Genomic DNA, 19218 nt, shown 5'->3' on the forward strand with positions numbered 1-19218 from the left:
ATGGTTAACCTGCTGCTTAAAAATGGGCGGCCCATGTGGATCTGAAAACAAAAGGAATTCTAGGAGATGAGATGACGATATGAAAACAAAAGTTGAGAAAATATATCCGTTATCAAACATGCAAAAAGGAATGCTGTTTCATGCCATGAAAGACGAAGCGTCACACGCATATTTTGAGCAGTTCATCATTGAATTAAAAGGTGATGTGGATGAGCGGATGTTTGAAGAAAGCCTAAATGAAGTCATGAAAAGGCATGAGATCCTAAGAGCATCATTTCATCACAGATTGGATGAGCCGCTGCACGTCATTATCAAAGATCGGCACATGAAGTTTGACTATCTTGATATACGAGGCCGGCATGAGCAAGACGGCGTTTTGGAGAGTTATTTGGCAGAAGATAGACAAAAGGGTTTTAACTTAGCCAAAGATACGTTGATGAGAGCTTGTCTCATCAGAACGTCTGACGATTCGTATCAATTTGTCTGGACGTATCATCACATCTTGCTTGACGGATGGTGCCTTGGCATCATCCTGGATGAGCTGTTGACGATATATGAAATGAAGCGGAAAGGCCAACATCATCAATTGGAAGACCCGAGGCCGTACAGCGATTATATCAAATGGCTGGAGGATCAGGATAAAGAAGAAGCTCAGAGCTATTGGGAGAGCTATTTGAGCGGCTATGATCAAAAAAATTCGCTTCCAAAGCTTCGCACACCTTCTGAGACGGGTTTTAAAAGAAGAGAGAAAACGATTGAATGTTCCAAAGAATTGACAAATCGCCTCATCAAATTGGCCAACCAGAATCATGTAACGATCAATACCGTGTTGCAAAGCATTTGGGGCGTGATTTTGGCGAAATACAACAACAGCGAGGATGTGGTGTTCGGAACCGTTGTTTCCGGCAGAGATGCCGAAGTGGAAGGTATAGAAACAATGGTCGGCGTCTTCATCAACACCATCCCGACCAGAATCAGGCTGGGCAAAGACAAGCTTTTTAAAGACGTTCTGCGCCAAACCCAAGCCGACGCTTTGGAAAGCAGCCGCTACAATTACATGAATTTAGCGGAGGTTCAAGCGCTAAGCGAGTTGAAAAATGATTTGATCGACCATGTCATGGTCTTTGAAAACTATGCCGTTGACCAAAAAGCGTTTGAAGAAAAAAATGATGTAGGTTTTGAAATGGTGAATGTCAGCGGGGAAGAACAGACCAATTATCATTTCAGCATTTCCGCGGCTCTTGACGATCAATTAAAGCTGCTCTTCATCTATGATGAAAATGTATATGACGACACCATCATCGAAACATTAGAAAAGCATATCATCACCGTCGCAGAACAAGTGGCGGAAGATGAGGCACAAACATTACAAGACATCAACCTTGTGTCAAAAGAAGAACAACAGAGGATTTTAGACACATTCAACGATACAAAAACGGATTATCCGAAAGACAAGCCGCTTCATGAGCTCTTTGAGGAACAGGCCATGAAGACGCCTGACCAGACGGCTCTTGTGTTCGGTGCTCAGCGCATGACCTATAGAGAGCTGAATAAGAAAGCAAACCAAACCGCGAGACTCCTCAGGGAAAAAGGGATCGGCAGAGGCTCGATTGCCGCGATCATCGCGGACCGCTCCTTTGAGATGATCATCGGCATCATCGGTATTTTAAAAGCGGGAGGCACGTATTTGCCGATCGATCCTGAAACGCCTAGGGACAGAATCGATTATATGTTGGAAAATAGCGGTGCGGCATTGTTAGTAACAACAGATTCGCTTCTTCAACCTTTTGATATAAAAACCGTTGATTTGCGTTCGGACGAGTTGCACTTACTAAGCGGAGAGAATCTTCCGCGTGTGAATTGCTCAAGCGATACAGCGTACATCGTCTACACGTCCGGCTCAACCGGAACACCAAAAGGAGTGGTCATCCCGCATTACAGTGCGGCGAGAGTCGTTCAAAATACCAATTATATCGACATCACAGAAGATGACGCCATTCTCCAGCTGTCCAACTATTCGTTTGACGGATCGGTGTTCGACATCTTCGGCGCTCTCTTAAACGGAGCGTCACTCGTCCTGATCGAAAAAGAGACAGTCTTGAATACACATGAGCTGGCCGAAGTGATTGAGAAAGAACGAGTCAGCGTGATGTTCATTACGACAGCGCTGTTCAATACGCTCGCCGACATCAATATCGGCTGTCTTGCCAAGCTGCGGAAAATCCTTTTTGGCGGGGAAAGAGCGTCGATTCCGCATGTGAGAAAAGTGCTGAATCATGTCGGCCGGGATAAATTGATTCATGTTTACGGCCCGACGGAAAGCACGGTATATGCGACATATTATTTCATCAATGAAATAGATGAAAAAGCCGATACAATCCCGATCGGCAGCCCGCTGGCGAATACGTCAGTCTTGATCATGGATGAAGCCGGCAAGCTCGTGCCGATCGGGGTTCCCGGAGAGCTGTGCATCGCAGGCGATGGTTTAAGCACAGGATATTTAAACCGCGAGGAACTGACGGCGGAAAAATTCATCCCGCATCCGTTCATTCCGGGAGAAAGGCTGTACAAAACAGGTGATTTAGCGAAATGGCTGCCTGACGGCAACATCGAATTCATCGGCCGAATCGACCATCAGGTGAAAATCCGCGGCTTCAGAATCGAACTCGGCGAAATCGAAAGCCGGTTGGAGATGCATGAAGACATCAACGAGACGATCGTTACCGTCAGAGAAGACGGAGAGAACCGCCCGTACATTTGCGCCTATATCACGGCAAAGCGTGAGATTTCCCTTGATGAGCTGAAAGGGTTTTTAGGTGAAAAGCTTCCGGATTATATGATTCCCGCCTATTTCGTGAACATGGACAAGCTGCCGCTCACCAAAAACGGGAAAGTGGACAGAAAAGCCCTGCCTGAGCCGGACAGAACGATGGGAGCGGAAAGTGAGTATGAGGCGCCGCGAAATGAAACGGAAGAAAAGCTGGCAGCAATTTGGCGTGATATTTTAAAGGTGGAAAAGGCCGGTATCAACGATCATTTCTTCGAGCTGGGGGGACATTCTCTCAAAGCGGCCGCGATGGCGGCAAGAATCCGAAAGGAGCTCAAAGCGGAAATCCCTCTTGGGCAAATCTTTAAAACGCCGACAATCAAAGGATTGGGAGAATATATCAGATCGACAAAAGATAGTGTTGATTCATCTATTAAAAAAGTGGAAGAAAAAGAATACTATCGTCTTTCATCCGCGCAAAAAAGACTGTACATTCTAGGTCAAATCGAAGGGAGCGGATTGTCCTACAACATCCCTTTTACCATGAAAGTCAAGGGCTCCTTCGATATACGCCGGTTTGAGAACGCATTGCAAATTGTCATTCAAAGACATGAAGCGCTTAGAACGTCCTTCTTGATGGCGGATGGAGAGCCAGTTCAAAAGATTGAAAAAGAAGTAGATTTCAGCATCAAATCCAGCGAAATAGAGTCTCTATCCATTCAAGAGATCATCAAACAATTTGTCAGACCGTTTGATTTAAAAAAGGCCCCGCTTTTTAGAACAGAGGTGGTCAAGGTTGACGACGAGGAACATATCATTCTGTTTGATATGCACCATATCATTTCAGACGGCGCATCGATGGGGGTTTTGACAAAAGAAATTTGCGATTTGTACGGCGGAAAAGAACTGGAGCCGCTCAGCCTCCAATATAAAGACTATTCAGAATGGCAAAGGGATTTTTATCAAAAAGATGAGATGAAAAGGCAAAAAGAGTACTGGCTCAATATTTTCAAAGGCGAGATTCCAGTCCTCAACATGCCGACGGATTACCCGAGGCCGCAAATGCACAGTGTTGAAGGCGATAGAATCGGTTTTGCAATCGACGGCGAATTGACGAAGAAGCTCAAGCGGATCGCCAAAAACAACGGAGCGACCATGTATATGCTTCTTCTGGCGGCATATACGGTTTTGCTTAGAACATATAGCGGACAGGAAGATTTGATTATCGGAACGCCGATTCAAGGAAGAAAACATCACGAGCTGAAACATGTAATCGGAATGTTTGTCAATACGCTGGCGATGAGAAATCATCCGAAGGGCGACAAGACATTCGCTGAATTTTTGCAAGATGTAAAAGAGACGGCGCTGAAGGCGTATGAAAACCAAGATTATCAATTTGACGATCTTGTCGAACAGCTTGACCTTGAACGCGACATGAGCAGAAATCCGCTGTTTGATACGATGTTTGTCCTGCAAAACTTGGAAAAAGCGGATGCTGAAATAGAAGGGCTCACATTTGAACCGTTTGAAAGCGACATCCATATTTCAAAATTTGACCTCACTTTATCGGCAATCGAAAAAGACTCGAAGATCGAATTTGATTTGGAATACTGTACAAAGCTGTTTAAAAGAGAAACGGTCGAAAGGATGGCGGCGCATTTCGTCCGTGCTTTAGAGGATATTTCCAATCGGCCGGACAAGCGGCTTGATCAAATAGAGGCCATGTCAGAAGACGAAAAAAACACATTGTTATACCGGTTTAATGATACGAAAACTGATGCTCCAACAGACAAAACCATTTGCCGGCTGTTTGCGGAGCGGGCGGAGACATCGCCTGACCAAACCGCGGTCGTGTTTGAAGATCAAAAGCTGACCTATCGACAATTGCATGAGAGGTCAAATCAGCTGGCCCGGTTTTTAAGAGACAAAGGGGTTAAACCGGACACAGCCGTCGGCATCATGGTGGACCGCTCTCCCGAGATGATCATCGGCCTTCTGGGAATTTTGAAGGCCGGAGGCGCGTACCTGCCGCTTGATCCGGCATATCCTGAAGACAGGATCAAATACATCCTAGGCGACAGCCAAACAAAGTTTCTTCTGTCGGAAGAGGCGCTCATCAAAAAACGGTCCTTTATCAAAGAGGCCGGCATGATCAACATTGATATTCACGACAAACAAATTGCCGCACTGGATGCGGCTCAATTGGAGACTGTCAGCCATAGTGGGGATTTGGCTTACATCATCTATACTTCAGGGTCCACAGGAAAACCGAAGGGCGTCTTAATCGAACAAAAAGGGCTGAGCAATCTTGTTTCAGCAGTTGTCAAATTGATGCATTTAAACACGGACAGCAGAGTGATTCAATTTGCTTCACTATCATTTGATGCGTCAGCATTTGAAATCTTTCCGGCGCTGGCAGCCGGGGCGGCTTTAGTGTTGGGACGGCAGGAGGAAATGATGCCGGGGCAGCCGTTAACAAGCTTTCTAAGACAGTATGACATCACTCATGCGACTTTGCCGCCGACCGTTCTGAATGTGTTGGATGAATTCAGATTGGAAAACCTCAAAGTGATCGTTTCCGCGGGCTCTGCCTGCACTGAAGAACTCGCAAAAAGGTGGTTCGGAAATCGGCTGTTTATCAATGCCTACGGACCGACGGAAACGACGGTCTGTGCAACGGCGGGGGTTTACGGAGGATCCGGTCGTCCTCATATCGGCAGTCCGATTGACAATACAAACGTATATGTATTGGATCAAAACCAGAAGCCTGTGCCGACAGGCGTTGTTGGAGAGCTTTGCGTCGGCGGAATCAGTCTTGCACGCGGGTATTTAAACCGGCCGGAACTGACAGCCGAAAAGTTTATTTCACATCCGTTTGTATCAGGGGAAAGATTGTACCGGACGGGTGATCTGGCCAGATGGCTGCCCGGTGGACATCTCGAGTTTTTAGGAAGAATAGACCATCAGGTGAAAATACGCGGATACCGGATTGAACTGGGAGAAATCGAGAATCAATTGCTCAAGCTTGACAAAATCGACGAAGCGGCGGTTATAGCCAGGAAGGACGATGACAACAGCGATTATTTGTACGCTTATATCGTCTCCAAAGAAGACTGGACATCAACCGAGCTCAGTGAATGGCTCGAAAAAGAGCTCCCTCACTATATGATTCCGGCTTATTTTGTCAGACTGGATAAGCTGCCGCTCACCGCAAACGATAAAGTCGATCGAAAAGCCCTCCCTGCACCTGACAGACATGTCGCAACAGGAGCGGAATACGAAGCACCGCGGGATGACACAGAAGCTAAGCTCGTTGACATCTGGAGGGATGTTCTCGGTGCCGGAGACATCGGTATCAGCCATCACTTCTTTGCAGCAGGAGGAGATTCGATCAAGGCGTTGCAAATCGTCTCAAGGCTGTCCAGGCTTGGCCTGAAGCTTGAAATGAAGGATCTGTTCGCCAATCCGAGAATCAAGGATCTTTCCAAGTATGTTAAAAAACAATCACAGAGGCAAAATGCCAATACAATCGTCACGGGACATGCAGAACTCACTCCGATCCAAAAATGGTATTTTACTAATAACAAAGAAGAGCTGGATCACTTTAACCAGTCATTTGTGCTCTTCAGAAAGGGCGGATTTGACGAAAGCTGTGTTAAAAAGACTTTCAATAAAATAATGGAGCAGCACGACGCGTTAAGGATGATCTATGAGGAAAAAGGCGGGGACTTCATTCAGTACAACAGAAGCTTTCAGAAAGACCTGTTCGACCTGGATGTTTATGATGTAAGAGGGCTTGATCGTCAAGCGGAAAAGGTGTATGAGCTGGCGACAAGCATTCAAAAACAAACATCGATCAGAAAAGGAAAACTTGTTCATCTCGGCATCTTCCGGGCTGATGAGGGCGACCACCTGCTCATTGTAATCCATCACCTTGTCGTCGACGGTGTATCGTGGAGAATACTGTTTGAGGACTTCGAAACATTGTACAGTCAGGCATTAAAGGGGCAAACGCTCGAGATCGGCTACAAAACGGATTCCTATCAAGAATTCGCCCGCAGGTTAAAAGCATACGCCCGCAGCCGAACCTTATTGAAGGAAGCCAAATATTGGCGGAACGTTGCCAAGGCACGTGTCCGGTTTATTCCGCCAAAGAACATATTAAAGGAAGATGTATACGAAAACAGCACGACGTTGAGCATCAAGCTCGGCAAAGAGGCAACAGCGGACCTTTTGCGAAACACGAACAGAGCCTACAACACCGAAATCAACGATATTTTGTTAACGGCATTACTAACCGGAGCAAAGGACATCACAGGGGAAAACAAACTGAAGGTCATGATGGAAGGCCACGGCAGGGAAGATATTTTAGAAGGCGTTGACATCACGAGAACAATCGGCTGGTTTACGACGATGTATCCGGTGCTTCTTGATGCAGGAGAAGAAAAAGCCCTCTCCCAACATATCAAAATGGTCAAAGAAACGTTGAGAAAAATACCGAATAAAGGAATCGGCTACGGGCTCTTAAAGTATATGGCCGAAGACCCGGATTTTATCAACGAAGAAAAGGCCCGGATTTCATTTAACTATTTAGGCGAGATCGATGCCGACATGAATCGCGGCGAATTTTCCGGCTCAAGCTTCTCCGAAGGGGAAAGCATCGGCGGAAAAATCGCGAGAAGTCATTCTATCGAAATCAACGCCATCGTGATTCATCATGAGCTGGTGATTCATACAACCTTTAATCAAATGGAATACGAAAAAGATACGATCAGCCGGCTGAATCATCAATTAAAAGAACGCCTGGAACAAATCATTAAGCACTGCACGCAACAGACGGAAAGCGAAAGAACGCCGTCCGACTATGGAGATACAAATATCAGTTTAGACGAACTTGAAGAAATCAAAGGAAGATACAGAGGCGTCATTGAAAAAATCTATCCGCTTGCCAACATGCAAAAGGGTATGCTGTTCCATGCCATCGAGGATCATACCTCAGATGCATATTTTCAGCAGACGGTCATGGATATTGAAGGATATGTCGATCCGGCGATTCTTGAGGCAAGCTTTAATGACATCATGAAACGGCATGAAATCTTAAGGGCCTCTTATGAATATGAAATTGTTGAAGAACCGAGGCAGATCATCATCGAAAACCGCAGCATCGATTTCACCTATTTCAATATCGCGAAAAGCTCCGCACAGCAACAGGAAATGTTCATTGAGAGATTGATCAATGAAGATCGAAAAAAAGGCTTTGATTTAAGCAGAGATGTGTTAATGAGGGTTTACTTGCTGAAAACGGCGGAGGGCTCGTACCGGCTTGTCTGGAGCCATCACCATATTTTACTCGATGGCTGGTGCCTTGGCATCATCATGCGTGAGCTGTTTGTCATCTACGAAAACCGGATGAACGGCAAAGCCAGTCCATTAAAGGAGACGAAGCCGTACAGCGATTATATTAAGTGGCTTGAAAGACAGGATCAGGAAGAGGGCCGTCAATATTGGCGCGAATATTTAAAAGGGTATGAGGAACAGGCACAGCTGCCTACATTAACAAAACGCAAAAAAAGCAGCCTGTATGACCGCCGGGAGAAGGTCATCCATTTGTCAAAACAGCTGACAAAACAATTGAAGTCGCTCGCTGCTAAAAACAGCGTTACGCTTCATACGGTGATTCAAACGATTTGGGGCTTGATGCTTACGAAATATAATAAGATCGATGATGTCGTGTTTGGAACGGTCGTATCGGGCAGGGAAGCAAACGTAGACGGAATCGAAGACATGATCGGTCTGTTTATCAACACCATCCCGACAAGAATCAGATTCAATGAGCAGGCGCGTTTTAACGAATGTTTGCAAAAGGTTCAGGAAGATGCGATTCAAAGCAACCGCTACAACTATATGAATCTCGCTGAAGTCCAGGCTTTGAGCAGCTTAAAGAAAGATCTGATCGATCATATTCTCGTATTTGAGAACTATGAAACTGATGAACAGGACTTTGAAGAGAGTCAAATGAAGACAGGCTTTAAGGTGAATGAGATCAGCGCTGCGGAACAAAGCAATTACAGCTTTAGCATGTCGGTGACTCCTGGCGAAGAGCTCACCCTTGTTTTGACATATGACGGCAATGTCTATGACAGGGATATCATCAACAATATCGAAGGTCATATCAAAAGGGTCGCTGAGCAAGTGACGGCAAATGAGAACCGGAAAATCGCAGAGATTGACATGCTGGCGGAGGAAGAAAGAAAGACGCTTCTATATGAGTTCAACCGGACAAACGCAGATTATCCAAGGAATAAAACGATCCATCAATTATTTGAAGAACAGGCGGAACGGACGCCTGGGCATACTGCGGTCGTATTTGAAAAGGAGAAGCTCTCGTACAAAGCACTGAATGAAAGGTCAAATCAGCTGGCGGGACTGTTAAGGGAAAAAGGCGTAAAACCTGACATGATCGTCGGCGTTATGGCGGAGCGTTCTGTGGAGATGATTGTCGGAATGCTGGCGGTGCTGAAGGCCGGAGGCGCATACTTGCCGATCGATCCCGAATATCCGGAAGACCGGATCAGATACATGATCGAAGACAGCGGCATCAGCATCCTGCTGAAAAAGGCGGACAAACAGATTGACGTTGATCTCACCTGTATCGATATGAACGAAAAAGGGCTGACAAAAGACAAAGCCACAGAGAACTTAGAGCACACGAGCGGTTCTTCTGACATGGCTTATGTCATCTATACCTCAGGTTCGACCGGAAAGCCGAAGGGTGTCATGGTCAACCATCAATCAATTGTTAATACGCTTTATTGGAGGAAACAATCGTATGGCTACAGTACAGCCGATGCCACACTTCAAGTGCCGTCCTTTTCATTTGACAGTTCTGTTGAAGATATTTTCACGACGCTTATATCTGGGGCGAAGCTGGTTTTAATTAGAGATTTGCGGATGAATCCGCGTGAGATCATCGGTGCGTTGCGAACGCATAAAGCGACAAACTTGCTGGCCGTTCCGAGCTTTTATCTAAGCCTGCTCGACACGATTGAGCAGCCTTTAGAGGATTTAAGATTTATCACGGTCGCAGGGGAAGGCTTCAATGAAAGTCTGATCCGGCAGCATTTTGAAAAGCTGCCGAACGTCAAATTGTTTAATGAATACGGACCGACGGAAAACAGCGTTTGCTCAACGCGGGGCGAGCTGCAAAAAGATGACGAAAAAGTCGTCATCGGCCGGCCGATCAGCAATCACAAGGCTTATATTTTAAATCACAACCAGCAACTGCTGCCGTTGGGCACACCCGGTGAACTTTGTCTGAGCGGGGAAGGCCTTGCCCGCGGATACTTAAACAGACCTGACCTCACGCTTGGAAAATTTGTTCCAAACCCGTTTGTTCCAGGAGAAAACATGTACAGGACGGGGGATCTCGCAAGATTTTTACCTGATGGCCAAATCGAATATTTAGGAAGAATCGACCACCAAGTCAAAATCCGCGGATTCAGAATCGAACTGAGCGAAATCGAAAACCAATTGCTGAAAATAGAAGGCATTGACGCGGCGGCAGTTATGGCGCGGGAAGATCAAGCCGGCGGAAAATACCTATGCGCATATATCGTCGCGGACAAAACGGCCGGCGTTGCAGACGTCAGAAAATGCTTGTTAAAGGAACTGCCGGATTACATGGTGCCGTCATACTTTGTCAAGCTCGATCAATTGCCGCTTACGGCAAACGGCAAAATCGACAGAAAAGCGCTCCCTGAACCTAGCGGCACAATCAGTGAAGCGACGTACGAAGCACCGAGGAACCGCACAGAGGAAAAGCTTGTCTCAATCTGGGAGGACGTTTTAGGGATCGAAAACATCGGAATCAGCCACAATTTCTTTGAACTTGGCGGCCATTCCTTAAAAGCTGCGGCATTGACTGCAAAATTGCATAAAGAAATGAAGATTGAAGTCCCTTTAAGACAAATATTCGAAACACCAACAATCAAAGACATCGGTGATTTTATCGAATCCATGAAAGAAAGCCCTTATGCGTCCATCACACAAGCGGAAGAGAAAGAGTATTACGCATTGTCATCCGCACAAAGAAGGCTGTATATCCTTAATCAAATCGAACCAGGCGGCCTCTCTTACAACATGCCTTTCGCCATGAAAATTGCAGGAGATTTTGATGTCGACCGGTTTGAGGATGCTTTTCGGCAATTGATAGAAAGACATGAAGCCTTGAGGACGGCCTTTGTGATGGTTGACGGCGAACCTGTACAAAAAATCGAAAAAGAAGTCGATTTTAAAGTGAAGTACGGACGACTCGGACAGGACCGGCTGGAAGAAAAAATCAAAGCGTTCATCAAGCCGTTTGCTTTGGAAAAAGCGCCGCTTTTAAGAGTGGAAGTATTAAAAGCGAGTGGCGATGAACATGTACTGATGTTCGACATGCACCATATCATTTCAGACGGGGTATCCATGGCCATTTTCACAAGAGAACTGGCCGAGTTGTATGAGGGGAAAACATTGCAGCCGTTAACGATTCAGTACAAAGACTTTTCAGAATGGCAAAAACTTTTTTATCAAAAAGATGAGATTAAACGCCAGGAAGACTACTGGCTCAACGTTTTTCAAGGTGAAGTGCCGGTGCTGAATTTGCCGGCGGATGAAAAACGTCCGCAAAAGCGTTCGATTGAAGGAGATATCGTTCAGTTTGAAATAGACGGCGAAACGTCCGCCATGCTGAACAAACTGGCGAAAGAGAACGGCGCGACGATGTATATGTTGCTTTTGGCGGGATACACAACGCTCTTGGCGAAGTATACAGGCCAGGAGGATATCGTTGTCGGCTCACCGATCGCGGGAAGGCATCACAGCGATTTGAAACATGTCATCGGAGTGTTTATCAACACGCTGGCGATGAGGAACCATCCAATAGGAGACATGCCATTTGCCGATTATTTAAAAGAGGTTAAAGAAACGGCGCTGAAAGCTTATGAAAATCAAGACTATCCATTTGATGAACTGGTTGAAAAACTTGATGTCAAACGGGATATGAGCAGACACCCGCTGTTTGATACCATGCTTGTTCTGCAAAACTTCGACGGCGATGAAGCGGACATCGATGGCTTGATATTCCAGCCACTCCAAACCGAGGTGAACATCTCAAAATTTGATTTGACGCTGACAGCCGCTGAGACAAATGAAGGCATTCAATGTGTTTTCAACTACAGTACAAAATTGTTTAAGCGGTCCACGATTGAAAGAATGGCGGGCCATTTGATCAATATTTTAAAGGAAGCGGCAAACGATCCGCAAATGCCGTTGAGCGACGTGAACATGCTGTCAGATGAAGAAATCAGAGTGCTTCGGGATCAGAATCAAGGACAACGAACAGATTACCCTAAAGATCAAACGGTTCATCAGCTGTTTGAGCATCAGGCTGGCAAAACGCCGGAGCAAACAGCGGTGGTCTTTGCGGATGAAAAGCTGACGTACAGGGAACTGAACGAAAAAGCAAATCAATTGGCAAGGCTTTTGAGAGACAAAGGAGCAAGCGCCGGTGCACCTGTAGCGATCATGATTGAACCATCGCTTGAGATGATCATTTCCATGATGGCGGTACTGAAAGCCGGAGCGGCTTACGTGCCGATCGAGTCGGAGCAATTGGCCAAACGGACGAATGAGATTTTAAGTGACAGCAGAGCTGCAATATTGCTTGTCAAAGGCTCTGTCAAAGAAAACGTCGCGTTCGCTGGAGAAATCGTCAATGTTGCCGACGGTTTGATTGATGCGAAGGCCGCGTCAAACCTGTCTGCATCGGGTGCAGCCGATCAGAATGCATATATTATATACACATCAGGCTCCACCGGAAAGCCGAAAGGCGTATTTATCAGACACGGGAATGTGGTGAATTATACAGCATGGTTTATGAAGGAAGCGGGTCTTACAGAAAACGACAAAGCCATGCTTGTGTCTTCATATGCGTTCGATTTGGGCTATACGAGCATCTTTTCGGCGCTGTTAAGCGGAAGCGAACTGCATATCGCACGAAAAGAATGCTATACAAATGCGCACCGGGCTTTAAAGTATATCAAAGAAAACGGCATCACCTATATCAAACTGACGCCGTCTCTGTTTAACATTTTTGTCAATGATCCGGGCTTTTCCGCCGAAAAACCTTGCGCTTCTCTCAGGCTGGTCGTCTTGGGCGGGGAGATGATCAATACAAGGGATGTTGAGACATTTTACAACCAATATCCCGATCATGTAGTCATGAATCATTATGGCCCGACGGAAACGACAATCGGCTCAGTCTTTAAAGTAATCGACCCGGAACACCTCAATTCTTTCAAAGAATATCCGGTTATCGGCACTCCGATCCATAATACGAATGCATATGTGCTTGATGAAAATATGAAACTGCTTCCGGAAGGTGTGTACGGAGAGCTCTGCATCGCAGGCGCCGGAGTGACAGGCGGCTATGTAAACAAACCGGATATCACGAAAGAAAAATTCGTCGAAGATCCGTTTGCACCGCATACAAAAATGTACAGGACCGGGGACCTTGCCAGAAGGCTGAGCGATGGAAATATCGAACTTGCAGGACGGATGGACAGCCAAGTAAAGGTAAGGGGCTACAGAATAGAACCGGAAGAAATCAAAAACAGGCTGTTGGCTCATGATGATATCAAGGAAGCCTTTATTGCTGCAAGGGAAGACCATAAAGGTGCAAAACAGCTGTGCGCCTATTTCACAGCAAACGCCGAATTACCGTTCGAGGACATCAGGACGTATCTGATGCGCGAGCTTCCAGAATATATGATTCCGTCTTCATTTGTCCAAATTGAGAAGATGCCGCTTTCAGCCAACGGAAAGATCGATACAACCGCATTGCCTGAACCGCAGCCGGGAAAAGAGACGGAATACGAACCGCCGCGGAACGAGACGGAAGAAAAGCTTGTTCAAATATGGGAAGATGTGCTTGGCATTGACAAGATCGGGATCACTCATCACTTTTTTGCAGCAGGCGGCGATTCCATCAAAGCGCTGCAAATGATCTCAAGATTATCAAGAGAAGGCCTGTCGCTAGAAATGAAAGATCTGTTTGCAAATCCGCAAATCAAGTCTTTGAGCCGATATGTCAAGGCCGAAACCGACAAATCAGCATCATATGAAACGGTAGAGGGCGAGGTTCTCTTGACTCCGATTCAACAAGAGTATTTCTCGTTGAACAAAACGGACAGGAACCATTACAACCATGCGGTTATACTTTATAGGAAAAACGGATTCGACGAGAGCATCGTCAAACGTGTATTCAGAGAAATCATCCAACATCACGATGCACTCCGGACGGTGTTTAGAGAAGAAGGCGGAAAGATCATTCAGTACAACCGGGGACCGGGCAAAAAGCTGTTTGACCTATTTGTCTATGATGTCTCGAGCGAAAACGACCAGCCTCAGAAAGTGTACCAATTGGCAACGGAGCTTCAGCAAAGCATCGATATTAAAACCGGCCCTCTGGTTAAACTGGCGCTCTTCAAAACGAATAATGGGGATCACCTGCTGATCATCATCCATCACCTTGTGGTCGACGGTATCTCCTGGAGAATATTATTTGAAGATTTGGCGCTGGGGTACAGTCAGTTATCAAATGGGGAAAAAGTCGAGTTCTATCCAAAAACAGCTTCCTACCAGGAATATGCACATCACATCACGGAATATTCAAAAACTGAAAAACTGCTTGGTGAAAAACAGTATTGGCTGAAGGCCGTTTGTGAAGACGTCAAATTCCTGGAAATGAATGAAGATGCAGGTGTCTTCAAAGTTGAGGACAGCAAAACATTCAGCACGGAACTCGAAAAAGAGGAGACAGCGCGGCTTTTAAGAGAAACAAACCAAGCTTACCGTACCGAAATCAACGATCTTCTGATCGCTGCGCTTCTGGTGGCGGCAAGAGATATGACCGGGCAAAATAAATTAAGAATCACGCTGGAGGGGCATGGAAGAGAACAGGTGGCAGATGGCATCGATATCAGCAGAACGGTCGGCTGGTTTACCTCGAAGTACCCGGTATTCATCGATTTGGGACAAGAAACAGACATGTCCAGAACGATTAAAATAGTGAAAGAGCACTTGCGAAACGTGCCGAACAAAGGCATCGGCTACGGAATTTTAAAGTATCTCACCCGGGACAGTGAGATCGCAAAAGGCGCAACATCACCAATCTTGTTCAATTACCTGGGACAGCTTGATGAAGACATCAACAGCGGAGAATTTTCTTCATCACACCTGTCGCCGGGAGAAGCAGCCGGAAAGGGCATCACTAGAGAACATCCACTCGAAATCAATGCGGTGGTCTTCAGGGGACAACTGGCCATTCAAACGACCTATAACACAAGAGCATACAGTGAAGACGTCGTCAGAACTTTTGCTCAAAAATATAAAGAAGCCTTGAAAGCGGTCATTCGCCACTGCGCGGAACGAGAAGAGACGGAAAAAACGCCGTCCGATTACGGAGACAAAGGCATCAGCTTAGATCAGCTTGAGGAAATCAAACTGAAATATAAAGGGATGGAAATCGAAAAAATCTATCCGCTTGCCAACATGCAAAGGGGCATGCTGTTCCACGCACTCGAAGACAAGGAATCACAGGCGTACTTTGAACAAATGGCCATCGATATGAAAGGATTGATCGATGAGCGTCTGTTTGCAGAAACGTTCAATGACATCATGGAAAGACACGAGATTCTAAGGGCCTCGATCGAGTATGAAATAACGGATGAACCAAGAAATGTGATCATCAAGGACAGAAAGATCAATCTTGACTATCATGACTTGCGAAAGCAGAGTCCGGCGGAACGGGAGCAAGTGATTCAAACGTATCGCAAAGCAGATCGGGAGAAAGGTTTTTGCTTAAACAGCGAACCATTGATCAGAGCCGCGCTAATGAGAACCGAGGATGACAGTTATACGTTCATATGGACAAACCACCATATTCTGCTTGACGGCTGGTCCCGGGGAATCATTATGGGAGAGCTGTTCCAAATGTATCATATGAAAGAAGGCGGGCAAAAACACCGGCTTGAAGAGGCAAGACCGTACAGCGATTATATCGGGTGGCTAGAGCAACAAGATAAAGAAGCTCCAAAAGCGTACTGGAGAAACTATTTATCAGGCTTTACCGAAAAATCGCCGATTTCGGTTTTGGCGAGTTCTTCCGGACATGCGAAATATAAGAGAAAAGAGGCCGTCATAGAATTCCCGCAACAATTAACCGGCCGGATCACAGAGCTTGCCAGCCGTAACAATGTCACCCTCCATACTGTTTTACAATGCATTTGGGGAATGCTTTTGGCAAGGTACAATCAAACGGATGATGTCGTATTCGGTACAGTCATTTCCGGCAGGGATGCACAAGTAGCCGGAATCGAAAAAATGGTCGGATTATTCATCAACACTGTACCGACGAGAATTAGACTGGAAAAAAGCCAAAGCTTTAAGGAACTCATCAAAAGCGTTCAGGAACAGGCTTTGGAAGGCAGGACATATCATGACATGAATCTGTCGGAAGTACAGTCGCTCAGTGAATTAAAAAGAGAGCTGCTGGATCATATCCTGATTTTCGAAAATTACGCGGTTGATCAGAGTGCATTTGAGACAAGCGGCAAACGCGGTGCTGGTTTTATCTTTGAAGAAATTCACGCCGAAGAACAAACAAATTACGGATTTAATATTGTGGCCGTCCCGGGCGAACGTTTGGTCATCAAATTGACTTATGACGGAAATATCTATCATGACCACATCATCGCCGGTATCAAAGGACACCTTCAACAAGTGATGGAACAGGTCGTCCAAAATGAAGATCAGTCATTAAACGACATCACAGTCCTTTCGGAAGCTGAAAGAAACAGGCTGTTGTACGAATGGAATGACACGAAAGCGGAATATCCGAATCAGACGATTCACCGGCTGTTTGAGGAACAAGCCGAAAAAACCCCTGAGCTTGCTGCGGTTGTCTCAGGAAATGACAAACTGACGTACCGTGAGCTCAATGAAAAATCAAATCAGCTTGCCAGATACCTCAGGGACAAAGGAGTCAAAGAGGATACGATTGTCGCCATCATGGCAGAACGCTCACCGGAAATGGTGGTCGGAATCATGGGCATTTTGAAAGCCGGAGGAGCCTATTTGCCGATTGATCCCGATTATCCGGAAGAAAGGATCAAGTATATGCTTGAAGACAGCGGAGCGGCCATCATCCTTGTGGATCACAAGCAGGACTTGGGCACACTTCATCAGGAAGCCGTCGAATTAACCGGAGATTTCAGCAGTTATCCGGCTGACAATCTGGAACTGGCGGGTAACACCGACAGCCTTGCATATATCATCTACACGTCAGGATCCACAGGAAAACCAAAAGGGGTCATGATCAGGCAAAGAGGGCTGGTTAACTATATTACCTGGGCTGCCCGTGTATATGTCCAAGGCGAACAGCTTGATTTTGCCCTCTACTCATCCATTGCCTTTGATTTAACGGTGACATCGATATTTACGCCATTAATCTCAGGCAACCGGGTGATTGTGTATCAGCATAGCAGGGACGGGGAACCGCTGATTCGAAAAGTGTTCAGAGACCAAAAAGCCGGGATTGTCAAATTAACCCCGTCTCATTTAAGCCTTGTCAAAGACATGGGTGCCAGCGGATCAAGCATCAAACGCCTGATCGTCGGCGGAGAAGATTTAAAAACGGAACTGGCCAAAGAAATCACGGAGAGATTTCATCACAACATTGAAATCTACAATGAATACGGTCCGACCGAAACGGTTGTCGGCTGCATGATCTATCAATATGATGCCGGACGGGACCGGCAAGTTTCTGTCCCGATCGGCAAGCCGGCCTCCAATGTCCAGCTCTATATTCTGGATGAGCGTCAGGAAGTACAGCCGGTCGGAATTGCCGGAGAGCTGTATATCAGCGGAGACGGAGTCGCAAAAGGCTATTTGAACAAACCGGAACTGACGTCTGAAAAATTCCTGCCAAATCCGTTTTTACCGGGTGAAAGAATGTATCGAACAGGAGATCTTGCAAGGATGAGGCCGGATGGACATATTGAGTATCTGGGCCGGATCGATCACCAAGTCAAGATTCGGGGCTACCGCATCGAACTTGGCGAAATCGAGCATCAATTGTTAAGGCACAGCGATATAAAAGAAGCGGCGGTTGCCGCCAAAACAGATCAAAGCAACGATCAAGTTCTTTGCGCATACGTCGTTTCCGAAAGAGACATCACACAGGAAGACATCAAAGCGTTTTTGGTGAAGGAGCTTCCGGAATATATGGTGCCGTCCTATTTGCTGAAGCTTGATGAGCTGCCGCTGACACCAAACGGAAAAGTCGACTTGAAGGCCCTTCCAGAGCCAGATCGAAGCGCGGGCGCTTTACTGGAATATGAGCCTCCAAGACATGAGTTGGAAGAAAAAATGGCCGCCATTTGGGAAGACATCCTGAATATCGAACTGATTGGCATCAACGCCAACATATTCGATATCGGAGCGAATTCTTTAAACATCATGTCATTTGTCTCTAGGCTATATGCAGAGCTTGGCTTCAGAGTTCCGTTTAAGGACATTTTCTCCAAGCCGACCATTAAAGAGCTGTCTGATTTTCTGAAGCATGCACAAGACCTGCTGAAAGACTACACAGATGATTGCATGCAGCTGACCAGGGCGGAAGAAGGCGGCAAAAACCTGTTCTGCTTTCCGCCGGCCGCGTCGATGGGCATTGCCTACATGGGCTTGGCCAAGTTTCTAAAGCAGCATTCGGTGTACAGCTTCAACTTCATTCCATCCGCAAACAGGGTTCGAAAATACGCGGATATCATTAAAAACATTCAAGGTGAAGGGCCGTACACATTAATCGGCTATTCATCCGGCGGAATCCTGGCATTTGATGTGGCGAAAGAATTGAACCGGCAAGGATATGAAGTCGAAGATTTGATCATCATCGATTCAAAATATCGGACAAAAGCCGAGAAACATCAGTTCACAGAGGAGGAATACAGAGAAGAGATATCCAAAACATTTGAACTTGAGAAATACCGCGATGCAGAGAAATTATTGAGCGACTATTTAGTGGACTTGGTGATGAAGTCTTATGTATATATACAAAACACAGTCACAACCGGCGCAATTGACGGACATATCAGCTATATCAAGTCAAGCGACAATCAGCGGGATGAAAATATGATGATGTGGGAAAAAGCGGCGTCCAAAACCTTTACAGTCGTTCAAGGAGCCGGAACCCATATGCAAATGATCTCCAAGTCCTATCCCGACATTCTTGAAAGAAATGCAAGATTGATCCATGATATCATCAATAAGACTGTCAAAATATGAACAAAACGGCATCCTTTTCAGGGTGCCTTTTGTTTGCCTTATCAACTCTCTGTTATAATGAAAGG

The 19218-nt window shown here is 46.1% G+C and carries 1 protein-coding gene; it reads left to right on the forward strand.

Going from position 1 to position 19218, the window contains the following annotated elements:
* Window positions 1-79: 79 nt before the first annotated feature.
* Complete coding sequence (gene bacC / locus M1E03_RS08945; protein ID WP_458110749.1) at window positions 80-19153, forward strand: bacitracin non-ribosomal peptide synthetase BacC; 19074 nt, start codon at window positions 80-82, stop codon at window positions 19151-19153.
* Window positions 19154-19218: the final 65 nt, after the last annotated feature.

This window comes from Bacillus sp. PK6-013 (assembly GCF_054161445.1).

Bases quoted from the DNA above. Each gene is read 5' to 3' on its own strand.
- bacC (WP_458110749.1), top strand. From the start codon at position 80: ATGAAAACAAAAGTTGAGAAAATATATCCGTTATCAAACATGCAAAAA.